The organism is Streptomyces sp. NPDC079167, from assembly GCF_040686735.1.
Lineage (GTDB): Bacteria > Actinomycetota > Actinomycetes > Streptomycetales > Streptomycetaceae > Streptomyces.
The window spans coordinates 37,440-53,659 of record NZ_JBFBLO010000024.1; the positions used below are offsets into that span (position 1 = coordinate 37,440).

General features: G+C 68.5%; 13 protein-coding genes and 1 pseudogene. 5 read left to right on the forward strand and 9 right to left on the reverse strand.

Features of this window, described 5'->3' with window-relative positions:
- The first annotated feature begins 8 nt into the window (after nucleotides 1-8).
- Together AB0P41_RS33110 and AB0P41_RS33115 are read left to right on the forward strand one after the other, a co-directional pair.
- Nucleotides 9-1,190: an alpha/beta hydrolase gene (locus tag AB0P41_RS33110; RefSeq protein WP_365935806.1), complete on the forward strand. Its 1,182-nt coding sequence runs from the start codon at nucleotides 9-11 to the stop codon at nucleotides 1,188-1,190.
- 216 nt (nucleotides 1,191-1,406) lie between these two features.
- The gene (locus AB0P41_RS33115) at nucleotides 1,407-1,682 is read left to right on the forward strand and encodes a GlsB/YeaQ/YmgE family stress response membrane protein (RefSeq protein WP_356714551.1); all 276 of its coding nucleotides are present in this window, start codon (nucleotides 1,407-1,409) and stop codon (nucleotides 1,680-1,682) included.
- A gap of 401 nt (nucleotides 1,683-2,083) precedes the next feature.
- Here AB0P41_RS33115 and AB0P41_RS33120 read toward each other — a convergent pair whose 3' ends face one another.
- The 5 genes from AB0P41_RS33120 to AB0P41_RS33140 form a co-directional block, all read right to left on the reverse strand.
- Nucleotides 2,084-3,169, reverse strand: coding sequence for an ABC transporter ATP-binding protein (locus AB0P41_RS33120; protein ID WP_356714552.1), 1,086 nt, complete (start codon nucleotides 3,167-3,169; stop codon nucleotides 2,084-2,086).
- Entirely contained in the window at nucleotides 3,162-4,934 is a 1,773-nt protein-coding gene (locus AB0P41_RS33125; protein ID WP_356714553.1) for an iron ABC transporter permease, read from the reverse strand. Before AB0P41_RS33125 ends, AB0P41_RS33120 begins: the two co-directional genes overlap by 8 nt.
- A gap of 54 nt (nucleotides 4,935-4,988) precedes the next feature.
- The gene (locus AB0P41_RS33130) at nucleotides 4,989-6,155 is read right to left on the reverse strand and encodes an extracellular solute-binding protein (RefSeq protein ID WP_365935808.1); all 1,167 of its coding nucleotides are present in this window, start codon (nucleotides 6,153-6,155) and stop codon (nucleotides 4,989-4,991) included.
- A gap of 126 nt (nucleotides 6,156-6,281) precedes the next feature.
- Complete coding sequence (gene acnA, locus AB0P41_RS33135; RefSeq protein WP_365935810.1) at nucleotides 6,282-8,924, reverse strand: aconitate hydratase AcnA; 2,643 nt, start codon at nucleotides 8,922-8,924, stop codon at nucleotides 6,282-6,284.
- Nucleotides 8,925-9,086: 162 nt separating this feature from the next.
- On the reverse strand, nucleotides 9,087-9,965 hold the full coding sequence (locus AB0P41_RS33140) for a GntR family transcriptional regulator (RefSeq protein ID WP_356714556.1): 879 nt from the start codon (nucleotides 9,963-9,965) through the stop codon (nucleotides 9,087-9,089).
- Nucleotides 9,966-10,153: 188 nt separating this feature from the next.
- On the opposite strand from AB0P41_RS33140, the gene rraA reads away from it, so the two are divergent.
- Nucleotides 10,154-10,639 carry a ribonuclease E activity regulator RraA gene (gene rraA, locus AB0P41_RS33145; protein WP_365935812.1) on the forward strand — a complete coding sequence of 162 codons (486 nt, stop codon included), beginning with the start codon at nucleotides 10,154-10,156 and terminating at the stop codon, nucleotides 10,637-10,639.
- A 163-nt stretch (nucleotides 10,640-10,802) separates the two neighbouring features.
- On the opposite strand, the pseudogene AB0P41_RS33150 reads toward rraA, so the two are convergent.
- From AB0P41_RS33150 to AB0P41_RS33165, 4 genes and pseudogenes are all read right to left on the reverse strand, one after another.
- Nucleotides 10,803-11,508: pseudogene (locus AB0P41_RS33150) on the reverse strand (DUF475 domain-containing protein); the annotation flags it as partial.
- A 456-nt stretch (nucleotides 11,509-11,964) separates the two neighbouring features.
- Complete coding sequence (locus AB0P41_RS33155; protein WP_365935813.1) at nucleotides 11,965-12,492, reverse strand: carboxymuconolactone decarboxylase family protein; 528 nt, start codon at nucleotides 12,490-12,492, stop codon at nucleotides 11,965-11,967.
- Nucleotides 12,493-12,532: 40 nt separating this feature from the next.
- Nucleotides 12,533-12,814: a hypothetical protein gene (locus AB0P41_RS33160; protein WP_365935815.1), complete on the reverse strand. Its 282-nt coding sequence runs from the start codon at nucleotides 12,812-12,814 to the stop codon at nucleotides 12,533-12,535.
- A gap of 127 nt (nucleotides 12,815-12,941) precedes the next feature.
- On the reverse strand, nucleotides 12,942-13,829 hold the full coding sequence (locus AB0P41_RS33165; RefSeq protein WP_356714560.1) for a LysR family transcriptional regulator: 888 nt from the start codon (nucleotides 13,827-13,829) through the stop codon (nucleotides 12,942-12,944).
- A 127-nt stretch (nucleotides 13,830-13,956) separates the two neighbouring features.
- Between AB0P41_RS33165 and AB0P41_RS33170 the strand changes: the two genes are divergently transcribed.
- Both AB0P41_RS33170 and AB0P41_RS33175 read left to right on the forward strand, forming a co-directional pair.
- Nucleotides 13,957-14,985, forward strand: coding sequence for an alcohol dehydrogenase catalytic domain-containing protein (locus tag AB0P41_RS33170; RefSeq protein WP_365935816.1), 1,029 nt, complete (start codon nucleotides 13,957-13,959; stop codon nucleotides 14,983-14,985).
- Nucleotides 14,986-15,062: 77 nt separating this feature from the next.
- Nucleotides 15,063-16,145: an FAD-dependent oxidoreductase gene (locus tag AB0P41_RS33175; protein ID WP_365935818.1), complete on the forward strand. Its 1,083-nt coding sequence runs from the start codon at nucleotides 15,063-15,065 to the stop codon at nucleotides 16,143-16,145.
- Nucleotides 16,146-16,220 lie beyond the last annotated feature (75 nt).

Consider the following 16,220-nt stretch of genomic DNA (forward strand, 5'->3'; position numbering starts at 1 on the left):
ACGGACTCGTGAACACTGCACTTTTCCGCCGTGGCCTCACCGTCGCTACCGCGCTGCTCACGCTCGCCGTCGGGCCGGGCGGATCTCCCGCCGCGGCGGCCGATGGCCCGGACAGCGCACCGTATCTGCCCGGACCGACCGGGCCCCGGACGGTCGGCACCACGTCCCTGCACCTCACGGACGACTCACGCCCCGACCCATGGGCCTCCGGGGTCAACGCACGCGAACTCATGGTCTCCCTGTGGTATCCGACGGCCTCACCGAACGGGCGACGGGCGCAGTACATGACGCCGACCGAGTCGGAACTGCTCCTCAAGGACGGGGACATCACCGGTGTGCCGTCGGACGTGCTGAGCACGGTTCGCACCAATGCCTTCACCGACGCCCGGCCGGCAGGGCGCGTGCGCGGTCTGCCGCTGGTCGTGCTCTCCCCGGGCTTCACCAAGCCCCGTGCCACGCTGACCACCCTCGCCGAGGACCTCGCGAGCCACGGCTACGTGGTGGCCGCGATCGACCACACCTACGAAAGTGTTGCCACCACCTTCCCGGACGGGCGGGTGGCCACCTGCACTTCTTGCGAGATTCCGCATGACGAGGCGTTCTGGAACCGGCTGGTCGCCAGCCGGGCCGCCGACGTCTCCTTCGTGTTGGATGACCTGACCGGAGCGCACGCGCGCTGGAACGGGGCCCGGCTCATCGACCCGTCTCGGATCGCGATGGCGGGCCACTCCGTCGGCGGTGCGAGCGCCGTCACCTCGATGCTTGCTGACCCCCGGGTACGCGCGGGCATCGACATCGACGGCACGACTCAGGTCCCGATCCCGGACAGCGGCCTGTCCCGGCCGTTCCTGTTCCTCGGCCGGCAGAACCAGTACACCCCGGGCAGCGGTGACGGGGCCGTCACCACTTGGGAACGCGACTGGCGACACCTCACCGGGTGGAAGCGGTGGCTCGTGGTGGAAGGAGCCGAACACGCCTCCTTCACCGACGTCGGACTGCTGGCCGAGCAGCTGGGAATCGACATCGGCGCCGATCTGCCGGCCGACCGGGCCGCAGAGATCGTCCGCCGCTACACCCGAGCCTTCCTCGACCTGCATCTGCGCCACCGGCCGCGCCCTCTCCTGGACAAGCCCTCCACGCGCTACCCGCAGGTCCATTTCTGCACCCCGGAGACGAGCGCCTGCGTCTGAGCTCCGTCCGGGGGTTCATGTGCCGGGCGACAGTGAGACAGACACAGCGGTGACAGCGGCACGGACGGCCCTACGACCCCTTCCTGCCATGCATCAGCTCGCCCGCCCCAGACTCGCGCCCTGCCGGTGACGGCAGATGCGCCGCGTTTGAAATGGCTGCGACGGTAAAGACGGTGCATTGACACAGGCTTTATACGACGAGGTAGGGGACGCATCATGGGCATCATTGCCTGGATCTTCATCGGGTTGCTCGCCGGCGTCATCGCCAAGGCACTCCTGCCGGGCAAGGACCCCGGCGGCATCATCATCACGATGCTCATCGGCATCGCCGGCGGACTGCTCGGCGGCTGGCTCGGCAAGGTCATCTTCGGCGTCGACTCCATCGACGGCTTCTTCGACCTTTCCACCTGGATCGCCGCCGTTGTCGGCTCCATCATCCTCCTCGTCCTGTACCGGGTCATCACCGGCAATCGACACTCGCGTCGCGCCTGACTCCCGATTGCCCGAAGTCCGCGCTCGCTGTGAACGGCTCCCCTCTGCTTGGCGGGGAGCCGTTCGTCGTACCCAGCTCCATCACACCGGAGGTCTTCACCTTTGATCAAGGCCCCCGTGTCAACCCCGCTCGTGATCAGTACAACTAGGTCGTCGAAGCCGGACTCGCTTCCACAGGAGGGGCATGCGGTCTCACCGACGAGCAGATGCGCCCGCGCTTTACCGTCGCCGCCTCACCCGCGTCCGTACCGCGGTCCCGACCGCCCGTGCCGAACACACCGAAGCAGCACCGGCCGGGGACGACATCCCGGACCTGCCCGCGCTGGGCCAGCGGTCCGGCACACCGGCGTCGAATCAGAATCCCCCAAGTCGTCCATCTGCGCACGATCGGCAGAGGTGGCTCAGACCGCTGCTGGGTACAGCAGGCAGTCCTCGGGGCGGATGAGCAGGGTGATCTCGCCGTCGGCGTGGCGGACGGGGCTCTCGGCGTGGACGCGCAGGCCGCCGACGCTGAGTTCGTACTCGAAACGGGCGCCGGTGTACGAGCACTGCTCGATCCTGGCCCGCAGCACATTGACGGCACCGTCGTGCGGAGCGTCCGCACGTTCGGTGAGCGTGATGCGTTCGGATCGCAGGCCCACAGTCGCGGACGCTCCCTCGGAGCCGGTGCCGGCCACCCTCAGACACTGACCCGACCCGCCGAGTTCCACCTGCACGGTGCCGCCCTCGGACGAGCCGACGCGGCCCTCCAGGAGGTTGCACCGGCCGATGAAGCCCGCGACCTCAGGAGTGGCGGGGGTCTCGTAGATCTCGGTGGGGGTGCCGACCTGCTGGAGGCGGCCGTGCATGAACACCGCGATGCGGTCTGACAGAGACATCGCCTCGACCTGGTCGTGGGTGACGTAGACGGTGGTGATGCCCACCTCGCGCTGGAGGTCCTTGAGCCAGATGCGGGCCTGGTCGCGCATCTTGGCGTCCAGGTTGGACAACGGCTCGTCCAGGAGCAGCACTCCGGGGGAGTAGACGATGCCGCGGGCCAGGGCGACACGCTGCTGCTGGCCCCCGGAGAGCTGGTGCGGGTAACGGTCTCGCAGGTGGGCCATGTCGACCTTGGCGAGGGCGTCGTCGATGAGGCGGCGCCGTTCCTCCTTGGTCACCTTGCGGAGCTTGAGCGGCAGGGCGAGGTTTTCGGCGATGGTCATGTGCGGCCAGAGTGCGTACGACTGGAAGACCAGGCCGAGGTTGCGCCCCTCCGGGGGTACCGTTCGGTGAGGGGTGCCGTCGAAGAAGACCTGATCTCCGACGCGGATGGTGCCCGAGTCCGGGGTCTCCAGGCCCGCGACACACGACAGCGTGGTGGACTTGCCGCAGCCCGAGGGGCCCAGCAGAGTGAAGAACTCCCCGTCGGCGACGGTGAAGTTGATGTCCTCCAGGACGGCGGTGCCGTGGAAGGACTTCTTGATGTTCTCGACGACCAGCTCAGGCATTCTGCTTCCCCTTCAGGAGGAGACCGGCGAGGCCGGCGACGAGGGCGGTGACGGCGATCTGGATGGTGGCGAGAGCGGCGACGGAGCCGGTTTCGCCCTGGGTCCACAGGTCGATGGCGGTGGTGCCGATGACCTGTGACTCGGCGCCGGCCAGGAACATGGCGGGGGCGTACTCGCGGATCATCTGGGTCCAGATGAGCAGGAACGAGGCGAGCATCGCAGGCACCAGCAGGCGGATCAGGATGCGGGACACCGTGCGCCACCAGTCGGCGCCGGCGACCCGTGCGGCGGCGTCGAGCTCGGCTCCGAGCTGCATGGTCGCGGGTGAGATCGCACCGTACGCGGATGGAAGTGCCCGTATGCCGAAGGCGACGATCAGTGCGAAGAGCGTGCCGCGTATCAGGTCGCCGCCAGGTATCCAGGTGAAGGCCCAGAACAGGCCGATGCCGACGATCAGGCCCGGGACCGCGTGCGGTGACTGTGCGGTTGTCTCAAGGAGCCGGGCGAAGCGGAAGTCGGAGCGGCGTGCCACGAGTACCACCACGGTGCCGAACAGGGTCACGGCGACAGCGCCCACGAAGGCCACGGTGATGCTGTTGACGATCGACTCGGTGTAGGGCGCGTAGTCGAAGATCAGGCGGAAGTTGTCCAGGGTGAGCAGGTCGAACGGGTTCACCAGCGGGGTGAGCAGGGAGGTGAACGCGCGCAGGATCAGCGCGAGCATCGGCAGCAGCGCACCGAACACGACGTAGAGACCGACGAAGGCGAAGCCCAGCCACTTCCAGGCACCGATGTCGAGCAGGTCGGAGCGGGTCGCCTTGCCGCGCACCGACACGAATCGCTGTGCGTGCTTGAGCAGCCGTGTCTGGAACACGACCAGGGCGATCGTACTGAGGAGCATGAAGGTGGAAGCCGCGCCCAGCAGCCCGTAGTCCGGGTTGATGGAGTCGATGCCCTGCTCGTAGAGGAAGTTGGAGAACAGGGTGATGCCGGCGGGCTCACCCAGGATGAGTGGGATGGAAAGCGTCTCGATCGCTGTTCCGAAGATCAGCAGGCCCGCGTAGAGCATCGGCGGACGCAGCATGGGTACCACGACCGAGCGCAGGATGCGCAGGGGTCCCGCGCCCACGCTGCGGGCCGCGTTTTCCAGCGAAGTGTCGGAAGCGGCCAGAGCGTTGGCGCAGAACAGATAGGCGATCGGGACCTGTGCGACGGCCTCGACGAACGCCATGCCGGGCAGGGAGTACAGGTTCCACGGCACCCAGCCCAAGCCTTCGCGCACGGCGCCGGTCAGGAAGCCGGCCGGGCCGTAGACGACGATCCAGCCGAAGGCCAGGACGAGCGGGGAAATGTAGATCGGCCAGCGCAGTACCTGGCCGAACACACGGGCGGCGGGGAAACGGGTGCGTTCCAGCAGGACTGCCATCGGCACCGCGATGGCAAGCGCGAACACCGTTGTCAGGACGGCGAAGAGAAGGGTGTCCAGGATGATCGAGCCGAAGCCTGCCTTGCCGAAGAGGTGGGCGTAGTTCGAGAGGGTGAAGGCGCCGCCCGCCTCGTACAGCGGTTGGTTCCGGACCGACTGGTAGAGGATCGGGACGACGGGGGCGAGGACAAGTACGGCGGTGACGAGGAATGTCAGCCAGTGGATGGTGACTTCACGTCCGGCGCCGAACAGGCGCCGGTACCGAGGTGTGCCGAGTTCGCCTGCGCGTGGGGTGGTGCGGGTCGGGGCGGGTGGTGCGGAGGATGTTCGGATGGCCATGGCGACTCCGTACGAACGGGTTGAAGGCAAGGGGCGGTGGGCAGGCGGGGCGGCTCAGCCGGCCGCCTTCTGCCAGCGCGCGACGTACGCCTCCTGCACGTGTTCCGGCACCCGCGCCGGCCGGTACAGATGGACTCGCTCAGCGCCGAGCTTGCGCCGCATGTCCTGCAGGCTGTCCATGGCGTCCTGGCGGACGCCCGCCCGGTACGGCACCAGCCCTCCGTCGGCGACCTTCGCCTGGCCTTCGGCGGAGAGGAGGAAGTCGAGGAAGAGGCGGGCCGCGTTCGGGTGTGGGGCGGTCTTCACGATGGACACCCCGCGTGGCATGACGACGGTGCCCTCCGTGTAGTAGCTCCAGCCGAGCAGATCACCGCTGTGCTCGGCGGCCGGGATGGCGACGCCGCCGCTGAGGTTGACGGAGAAGTCGTACTCACCGGAGACGACCTTCTCGACGAGCGTGCCGGAGGAGTGGTCGGCATGGGCGAACGGCAGGAGCCGCCGGAACGTGTCCCATCCGCCCCTGACGTTCGAGGTGTAACCCTGGTTGCCGGCATAGCCGTAGGCGTTTGTCGGGTCGTACACGCCGACCTTTCCGCGGAAGCGGGACGGCTGCGCCTCTACGATCGCCGCCAACGACCGCAGACCGTCGGGGAACTGGTCTCGGGTGAGGGTCTTGCGGTTGTAGATGAGAGTGACCGGGTCTGTGGACATGGTCCACACGCCGGGCAGCAGCTCGGCCCAGTCGGGCAGGTGTTCCTTCTCCGGGGAGCGGTAGTCGGCGGCGGCGTCACGGGTCGCGTAATCGCCCCACAGCGGTCCCGCGTTGTTGGCCAGCACGTCCGCGGGGGAGGTGCCGGCGGCGGATTCGCTGTAGTACCGCTCGTAGACGGCGGAGCCGCCGAGGTTGGTGGCACGGATGTCCGACAGCCAGGGGTAGCGCCGGGCGAACGCGTCGAAGACCGGCTGCCAGTTGGTCTGGGAGGTGTTCGAGTAGATCAGGAGTTTTCGCTCCCGCCGCGAGGCTTCGACGATCGTGTCATAAGAAGGTGGGTAGTACGCGAGGGCTTGCGGGGCGGCGGCGTTCGCCTCCTCGGCGGTACAGGCGGAGAGTGTGCTGCCCAGGGCGGCAAGACTTCCGGCAGCCGCGGCGCCCCGCAGGATGTGGCGGCGGGAGGGGCGGGCAGCCGGGTCCGGTGCGGACCCGAGGGAGAGGGTGGACATGGCGGCTCTTCTCGTAGGGGGCGCGACGGCGCTGTCAGCTGCTTCGAGAGACCGGCGAAGTCGAGATGACGCCGGTGGGGCGTGGGGTCCGGTGGAGTGAGGAAAGGCGGGTGCGGTGCCGTCCGGTCATGACCGCGTGACAGCGCGGCGCACCACGTAGGGAAGGATCCCGCCGTGCCGGAGGTAGGCGACTTCCTGGCGCGAGTGGAGGCGCAGTCGGAGGCGGACCGTGGTACGGGAACCGTCGGGCCGGCTGATGTGCAGGGCGACGGGGTTCGCGCCGACGCGTAGATCGTCGAGATCGCGGAAGGTGAGTTCCTCCTCCCCGGTGAAGCCGTGGACCGAGGCGCTGTCGCCGTCCTCGAACTCCAGGGGCAGTACGCCCATGCCGATCAGGTTGTTGCGGTGAATGCGCTCGTACGACTCGGCGACCACCACCTTCACCCCCAGCAGTGCCTGCGCCTTGGCGGCCCAGTCACGGCTGGAGCCGGCGCCGTAGTTGCGGCCCGCGAGGATGGCCAGGTCATGGCCTGTCTCGCGGTAGGTCGGCGCGGCTTCGTGGACGGGCAGGACAGCGGATCGGTCGGCGGTGTACGCATGACCGCCTGCGAATTCGCCTGCTGACTGAAGAAGCCTGTTGTCGACGGCGGCGTTGGTGAAAGCGCCGCGCAGCATGACCTCGTGGTTGCTGCGGCGGGTTGAGTACTGGTTGAGGTCACGTCGGGCGACTCCGCGGTCGGCCAGCCAGCGTCCGGCTGCGCTGGACGACGGGATCGCGCCGGCCGGTGAGATGTGGTCGGTGGTCACGTCGTCGCCCAGCATCATCAGCACCTTGGCTCGCTCGATGCGCAGCCGGTCGGGAGGTGAGGCGGACAGGCCAGTGAGGTGGGGTGGGCGACGGATGTAGGTGGAGTCCGGGTTCCAGGAGAAGCGGACGCCGTCGGGCGCCTCGATCTCGCGCCACGCACGGGTGCCCTCGCGCAGGCGGGCGGCGTTGGCCCGGAACATCTCGGGCCGTACGGATGCGGCGACGCGCGCGGCGACCTCTTCGTCGGTGGACCACAGGTCCTTCAGGAACACGGGGGTGCCGTCGGCGCCGGCACCGAGCGGCTCGCGCTCGAAGTCGTGCAGGATCGAGCCGGCCAGTGCGTACGCGACGACCAGCGGTGGCGAGGCGAGATAGGACTGGGAGATGCGAGGGTTGACGCGGCCGGCGAAGTTCCGGTTGCCGGACAGGACGGCCACCGGGTCGATCCGGGCGTCGGCGGCGAGCCGCTCCAGGTCGGGATGGAGGGGGCCCGAGTTGCCGATGCAGGTCATACAGCCGAAGCCGACGATGTGGAAGCCGGTCTCCGCCAACGGGGCCAGGAGGCCGGCTTCGCGCAGGTAGTCCTCGACGACCCGTGAGCCGGGGGACAGGGAGGTCTTCACCCACGGTTTCGCCGAGAGCCCTGCCTGCCGGGCCTTCTCCGCGAGAAGTGCCGCCTGGATGATCAGTGTCGGGTTGGCGGTGTTGGTGCAGCTGGTGATGGCGGCAATGGCGACCGGCCCCTCGGGCAGCCTCTCCCCGAAGTCCGTCGTGTCAGCGAGCCGCTCGGTCGTGGTCCGGAAGGACCCGGGTACCCGGGACAGCGGGAGCCGCTGGTGGGGCAGATAGGGCCCGGCGAGGCTCGGCTCCACAGTCGGCAGGTCGAGGTGGATGACGTCGTCGTAGTGCGGCTCGGACTGGTCATCGGTGCGCTTGAGCCCCTGCGCGGTCAGGTAGGCGTCGACCAGCTGTACGTGTGCCTCGTCGCGGCCGGTCAGCCGCAGGTAGGCGGCGGTCTCCTCGTCGTACGGGAAGTAGACGCAGGTCGCCCCGTACTCGGGTGCCATGTTGGAGACCGCGGCACGCTCCGCCCACCCGAGTGTGGCGGCACCGGGACCACAGAATTCCACGAACCGGTCCACGACGCCCTTGGCACGCAGCAGCTCGGTCAGGGTGAGGGCCAGATCGGTGGCGCCGACGCCTGGCCGCAGCCGCCCCGTCAGCCGCACGCCCACCACCTGCGGATACGGGATGGTGACCGGCTCCCCCAGCATCGCGGCCTGCCCCTCCAGGCCGCCCACGCCCCAGCCGACGACTCCGAGCGCGTTGATCATCGGGGTGTGGCTGTCGGTGGCGACGAGCACGTCCGGATGCAGCCACGGCAGGCCGTCCTCCGTGGTGTCCTCGCGCCAGACCAGGCGGGCCAGCACCTCCATGTTGACCTGGTGGATGATGCCGGTGCCGGGCGGCACGACCCGGAAGTCGCGCAGGTTGCGCTCGGCCCACTTCACGAACTCGTAGCGCTCGCTGTTGCGGCGGAAGTCGATCGCCAGATTGCGCTCGACGGAGTCGGAGCGCCCGTACTCCTCGACGATGACCGAGTGGTCGACGGTGAGGTCCACGGGAACGGCCGGTTGCATCCTCGCGGGGTCGCCGCCGAGTTCGGCGACGCTGTCCCGCAGGGCGGCGAAATCTGCCAGGGCGGGCAGACACGTGGTGTCGTGCAGCATGATCCGGTTCGGGTGCACCGGGAGTTCGCAGTCACCGTGCCCCGAGCGGGCGCGGGCGAGTACGTCGTCAAGCGCGGCGGGGGAGCGTCGGGCGACGTTCTCCAGCAACACCCGTACCGCGTACGGCAACTCAGCGAGTCGTTCGGTCGGCAGCAGTCCGTCCAGCGGCTGATAGCGGTAAGAGCGGCCGTCGACGGTCAGGACGGCGGTGGCGATGGGGTCTGTGCTCATGGTCCCTGCTGTTGTTCCGGTAGGCGGAGCCCACGAGCGCAAGGCGCCGGGCGCGGCCCATATTGTCTCAAGCCGCTTATTGATACAACCGTTGGGACGGTCAATTTTGTGAGGAGTGGATGGTGAGAGAGGGCTTGGGGTGTGGGTGTCGGCCCTGCCTCATCAGCCCTGTGTCTTGATGATCCGAACCCTGTCCAGGTGGTGGCGCAGGAACGCGGCCGCTTCCTCGAGCCTCCCGTCCTCGGTGAGGTCGAGCAGGTGCAGGTGTTCCCGGGCCTGGCCGGCCAGGCGGGAGCGGTCGACCTGGTGCCGGTACTCGATCAGGCGGCGCAGCCGGTGCTGCCGACGGGCGGCGTCGAGGAGGAACTGGTTGCCCGAGAAGCTCACGAGCATCTCGTGGAAAGAGGCATTGACGAGGAACAGCTCGGCGCGGGGGAGCAGCAGGATGTCCCCGCGCAGCAGGGACTCCTGCTGCCTGCGGTGCGCGGCCGCGACCTCCGGGTCGATCGCGAAGCCGGGCTCCAGCAGAGCGTTCGGCTCGATGATCATGCGGAAGCGGTAACTCTGGTCGTGTGCCTCGGCGGTCGAGAGCACCTGCTGGAACTCCCAGCCTCGTCCACCGACCTTGCGGCGCACCAGGTCCTCGGACTCCAGGCGGGCCAGCAACCGGTCGGCCTGGCGCGACGTCAGGCCGTAGCCGCGGCTGATTTCGGTCGCGGTGAACGGGCCGGTGAACCGGCCCCCGATGTAGTCGTCCGCGACCCGGAAATACGCGTCCTCCTCGACGTCGGCGCCCTGCGTGAGGTCCGTCCTGGCCAAGGTGGCGGCGGCGCGGCTCAGGAAGAAGCCCCGGTTCGGCTCACGCCTCAGAATGCCGACCTCGGCGAGGAAGATCATCGCCTTGCGGGCCGGCGTACGCGAGACGTCCAGTTCGTCCGCCACCCACTGTTCGGTGATGTGGGCGCCTTCGTCCAGGCCGCTGCGGCGCAGGAGGTCGACCAGGCGGGTGGCGATGGAAGTGGTCAGATTCGGCCGCGACATCAGATTGCGCTCTTCGGATGGGGGAGTGGGACGGTCTCATCCTATGAGCCGGGGCGCGGTGAGCGCGGTCGCAAAGGTCTGCCTCCCTGCACGAGGATTGTATCTTTCCGCGTAGTGATGCAAAGTGGCCGGTGGGTGCAATGGCGCCCCGCGGTGCAGCGAAACCAATGAGAGGCAGCACTCCGAACATGCAGACGACACCCGTCCCCACCGCCGACCTCGCCGACCGGTACGGTGACCGACTCCGCGTTTGTGACATGCCCTTCAGGAGTTATGGCGCCGTCCGCTCCTTCGCCGGGCCGGTGCGGACCGTCTCATGCCGCGCCGACAACGCTTTGCTGCACGAGTTGCTGCGTATGCCCGGTGATGGAGCCGTCGTGGTCGTCGATGGAGGCGGCGCGCTCGACACCACACTCTTCGGTGACCGCATGGCCACCAGAGCCCGTGACAACGGATGGGCGGGGGTTGTCGTGCGGGGAGCCGTCCGCGACAGCGTTGCACTCGGCGGCATACAACTCGGCGTGCAGGCCCTGGGCACCAATCCGCGTAGGGCCGGCAAAGCAGGTCGCGGAGCGGTGGATGTCCCCGTGTCCTTCGGAGGCGTCACGTTCGCCGCCGGCGACATCCTGCATGCCGACGAGGACGGAGTGGTACTGCTCCCGGTCGACCAGTAGTTCTGCGTCTGGCTCGGTTGCGGCGCAGGTGATGACGGCCCGTCAGGGAGCTGTCGAGGATGGCGCCCGCTTCACCACGGCGCCGTAGCCTTGGCCTCGTAGACTCCGGACCGCTGTCTCCGCTTGGAGGTGCGAGCCCTTGCCAGGATGCCGGGCGGCTGGCTCAAGCACTGCCGGCAGGTTTCTGAGCCGCGGCCAGACGCTTGTTGCCAAGCAAGGAGGACCAGAAGGAGGTGCCGATCAGGACGACGCCGACCATGCCGGTGATGATCTCACTGATCTCGTACCGGATGGTCACTAGCAGGATGACGGAGAGGGCGTTGATGGCGTAGTGGGCGCCGTGCTCCAGGTAGGCGTAGTCGTCCAAGGTGCCCTCGCGGACCGGATAGACGGTCAGGGACCGCACGTACATGGTGCCGATGCCGAGACCGAGGGTCCTCAGGACGATGTCGTTGGTGACGGCGAAGGCGCCGATGACACCGCCGAAGGAGAACGACGCGGCCAGTCCAGATAGAGGAACATGAAGAACGCGGCCTCGCCGGCCAGTTTCACGGCCGACTTCGGCCTGCCGGCGCGTTCGGCCGCCTCTTCCTCCTCACGTTCCTCCTCTGCGAGTTCGTCCTCGAAGAAGCCGGAGAGACCGCCAACGACCAGGTAGGTGATCAGACCGGCGACGCCGGAGAGCAGGACCGTCTCCGCCGTGTCGGCGTGGGTGCCGGCGTGCTGGTGCGCGTGGACGCCGAAGGTGATCGAGGAGATCAGCAGCATGATCAGGGCGAGGCAGACCGACAGCATGTCGACTTGCCGAGCTTGGCCAGCCGCTCCAGCCGACCGAGCCGCTGGACGTCCCGGTCTTCGAAGATGAAGTCGGCCTTCCGGCCGATCACTCCCTCGATGGCGGGTGAGGTGAAGGCGTCTCAGCCTGCTTGTCAGAGAAGCCCTCAAGCCACACCGCTAGAACTCCCATAGCTCCTCGGCGGCCCAGGGGGAGGCATTGTCGGCGGCCGGGATGTGTAGGTGAACGCGCGATGTACCGCTCCGCGTGCCGGCGGCGGAGGATCCTTGCTAAGGCCACTCATCGGCGTGGTCACCGTGCTTGCGAAACTCCTCGCCGGACAACACACATCTTCGAAGGGATGTGCCACTTCGGCTGCTCCTCAAGAACGCTGAGGCTTCGAGGCCCTGGAACGCAGACTGGATGAGCTGGACGCGTTCGGCGAAGTTGCCATCCCGCTGCTGAAGTCCACGATACCGAACCCGCGGTGTGACACCCTGCGCTCCCACCACCGGCCGTGACGTGGCCATAGGCGGAACAGGCCGGGGACTCAGACCGCGAGCGCCACCAGGAAGCGAGAGACCATGTTGTAGGCAGCGACTGTGGCGACCGCTTCCACGGTTCCAGTCTCACCGAACAGGCGCTTGAGTTCTTCGATGACCTCAGCGTCTACTTCGATCCGCCGCGTCGACTGGTCCGTGAGCCTGAGGAGAACGCGCTCCTCCTCAGTGAAGAGGACGTTGTCCACGCTCGGCTCCTTGAGGGCTTCGCACTTCGCGTCTGTGCCACCTGCCTGCAGATACGCCGGGTAGTGCACGCCCCATTCGAAGTCCGCCTTGTTCAGCACGGCCACTCGCAGCATGATCAGTTCGCGGTACTGCAGCGCGAGGCCGAATTCGGCGCGGACTCGGCCCAGCAGCCCGTTCCATCCTGTGGCGAGCGGGAAGCTCTTCAGCAGGACCCGGTCGATGCCGATCAGCTCGCCGCCCGGGCGGCGGCCCTGCATGCTCGCGAGGAGTTCGGGCGGGGGAGCAGGGACATCGCCTTCCTGCCACGGGGTGACGCGTACGTCGCTCATGTGTGTTCTCCTTCGCTGGCGAGTTCGAGGTGTGGGGGTGTCAGACGATGTCGTAGACGCGGACGTCGGGCTCCGTCTGCAGCAGCGGCGCGAGTTCGCCTACGACGTCCTCGGTGAACAGGGCGCTGTCCAGATACGCCATGGCGTCCGCCACGGACTGGAAGCCATGGAGCACCTGCACGTCCTCGTCTCGGATCAGCAGTTCCTTGCTGGTGGCGCCGGCGATGGAGTCCAAGAACGTCTGCTTGTACTTCTCGTAGACGCCAGCCGCTGAGGAACGGTTGGCAGGGTCCACGTGCAGGGTGATCTCAAGATAGGCCATGACTATGGCCTCCCTTCGTGCTCGTCGAGTGCGCTGCGGGGTTACTGCAGCACAGATCGAACTTAAGAGGACTTCGGGAGATCGGGTAGAGGTGCCTGTTGAATCCGGTGATAAGCGCTGTGTATGGCTATCGTGATGCGACGAGTGCCTGGGCGAGGTGGGTCAGGTCTGAGCGCAGTGCGGATTCCTGGTTCCACACGGCCTCGAAGGAGATCTGTACCTCTCGGCCGTCGTTCAGCAGGGGGCGGTGGGCAACCGTCGGGGAGGTGAGCCTGGACCGGGGGAGCATGGCTGAGCCCAGCCCGAGGCCGGCCCATTCCTCCAGCACGCGGTAGCTGGCCGCTTCCCCCGGATAGGTGCGCAGCGGCACTTCGTTCGCGTGGAAGAGCTGGGTGGTGAACGTGGTCAGTCCGCAGGCGTCGGGCACGAGGATGAACTGCTCGCCGCCGGCTTCGGCGAGTTCGAGCGAGGTGTCGTCCTCGGCAGTGGGGCCGACGACGACGACGGGTTCGACATCGATGACCCGGTGTTCGAAGCGCGGCATCGCAGTGACGGCCGGGATGAGGATGATGTCGAGCTGTCCGGCCTGCATGCCGTCCCGCAGGTCCTGCATGTTGGCCTCGCGCAGTACCAGATCACGGGGGGTGGGGAGCTCGCGGACGGCGCTGAACGCTCGGGCCACCAGGTGTGGGTCGATGAGCGGCGAGATGCCCATGCGGATCTTCTGGTCACCCGGTTCGGTGAGCCGTCGTGCTTCCGCGGCTACTGCGTCGAGGGCGGCCACGGCTCGCTCGATGAGGGGCAGGATGCGGGTGCCGAACGCGGTCTGGGTCACACCGCGTGGTGACCGGTCGAAGAGCCGCTCTCCGAGCCGTTCCTCGAGTTTGGCGATGCCGTTGGACAGGGCGGGCTGGGTGACGCCATAGGCCCGTGCCGCCGCGCTGAAGGAGCGCGTTTCGGCGACCGCCTGCGCGTAGCGGAGCCCTTCGGTGTTCAGCCGTTCTGTCATAGCCATGGCCTATTGCCTCATTCGCTGTCGTCACCTACCGCTCGGTTTCACCAGTGTCTAACGTGTGCGCCTGGTGGCCCCGCCATCACTCACCCTTATAACACTTGGCCATCGCTCATTCAGGAAGTGCATCGTGCCGGACTCCGCTGTGACCATGGTCGTGACCGAGCCGGACGGACCGCTGGTCCCGTCCGCCGCAGCCCCCGTCGCGCCTGGGGAGCATCAGGTGCGGGTGTCCGTTCTGGCCAGTGGGGTGTGCCACGCCGACATCGGCACGGCCAGGTCCGCGAAGGCGCACGCGGATGCTCCGGTGACGCCCGGACACGAGGTCGCCGGAGTAATTGCCGAGGTCGGCGACCGGGTGACCGGCTGGACGGTCGGCGAGCGGGTGGCCGTCGGCTGGTTCGGCGGCAGCTGCGGTCACTGCGCCTTCTGCCGTGCCGGTGATGTCGTGCACTGCCCGGAGCGGAAGGTGCCTGGACTGTCCTACCCGGGTGGCTGGGCCCAGAGCATCACCGTGCCGGCTGACGCCCTGGCGCGAATCCCTGACGGCCTGGACCTTTTCGACGCCGCGGTGTTCGGCTGTGCGGGCGTGACCACCTTCAACGCCGTGCGCAACGCCAGTACCCGGGCCGGCGGCCGGGTGGCCGTCTTCGGGCTCGGTGGTCTCGGGCACCTCGCCCTGCAGTTCGCGGCGCGGCTGGGCTACGAGACGGTGGCCGTCGCCCGGGGCGAGGGCCGCGAGGAACTGGCGCGTGCCCTGGGAGCTCGGCATTACATCGACGGCACGCGCCGGTCCCCCGGAGCGGCCCTCGCGGAACTGGGCGGCGCCGACCACATCGTGTACACCGCCTCCTCCTCTGAGGCGGTGGACGAACTGGTCACGGGGCTGCGGGCGCACGGTCTGCTCACGCTGGTGGGTGTGGACGCGGGCGCTCTCTGCCTCCCGGTGGGCCTGCTGGTGAGCCGGGGGCTGAAGGTGAAGGGCCACCTGACGGGCAGTGCCCGGGACACGGAGGAGGCGATGGCCTTCGCCGTCACCAACGGAGTCAGCCCCATGATCGAACGGATGCCGTTGAAGGACGCCGGTGAGGCCGTCTCACGCCTGCGGACCGGGGCCCCCCGGTTCCGCATCGTGCTGGACCCCGCGCAGGTGTCGTGACCGTACCCGAACGTCTTCGACGCCCCGTCATGCAATCCGGGTCGCGTCATCGCCCGTCATCTCGGAGGGAACCGCCCATGTCCCGCAGTGCCAAGCCAGACGTCATCGTGATCGGCGCCGGCGCCGCCGGACTCGCCGCTGCGACCGCCCTCCACGAGGCCGGACGCCATGTCCTGTGCTTGGAGGCACGGGAGCGGGTCGGCGGCCGCATGCTGAGTACCGCCGTCGACGGTGGCGCCCTGGATCTGGGGGCCACCTGGTTCTGGCCGGGGGAGCAGCGCGTCGCCACGCTGGCCGCGCGCACCGGCGCCGGAGTCTTCGACCAGCATCTGTCGGGCGACGCCGTCTTCCATGACGGGAGCGGGCCCCGTCGCCTGCAGGGCAACATGATCGACGTACCGGCCTACCGTTTCGCGGCCGGGGCGCAGCACCTGCCCGCGGCGCTGGCGGCGAGCCTGCCCGCGGACGCCGTACTGCTGGACACACCCGTCACGGCGATCCGTTCCGTCGGCGAGGACGGCTTGGAGGTGCACACCCCGGACCGTACGCTGCGTGCCGCTCAGGTCGTCCTGGCCGTGCCGCCCGCGCTCGCGCTGGAGCGCATCGACTTCGGGGACGCGCTTCCCGACGAGGTCGTCCGGCTGGCGCGCTCCACCCCGGTGTGGATGGGGGCCGTCGCCAAGGTCGTCGGCCTCTACTCCTCCGCCTTCTGGCGCCAGGACGGGCTCGCCGGCGCGGCCTTCAGCAGGTCCGGACCGCTTCAGGAGATCCACGACATGTCCGGCCCCGAGGGCCGGCCGGCGGCCCTCTTCGGGTTCGCCCACGCCCGCGCCGTCCGGCCGGGCTTCGACAAGGCGGTGGCCGCCCAGCTCGCCGCGTGCTTCGGACCCGCCGCCGGGTCCCCCGACGCCCTGCACGTCCGCGACTGGAGCCGTGAGCCCTGGACGGCTCCTCGGACCGTGCACGCCCTCGCCGACTACTCCCTCTTCGGCCACCCGCTCTACCAGCGGCCGACGCTCGACGACCGCCTGCACTGGGCTTCGACCGAGACGGCCACGGAATACGCCGGACACGTCGAGGGCGCCCTGCGCTCCGGGGAACGCGCCGCGTACGCCGTCCTGTCTTCGGGGCTGTACGGCTCGGGCAACACCGCCGACTGATACGGTCGGCGCTGTCAGCGCTGGAAGTCCGTCCGGCCGCTTTCCCGCTGGAGACCGGCGGCAGCAGTCTCGCCT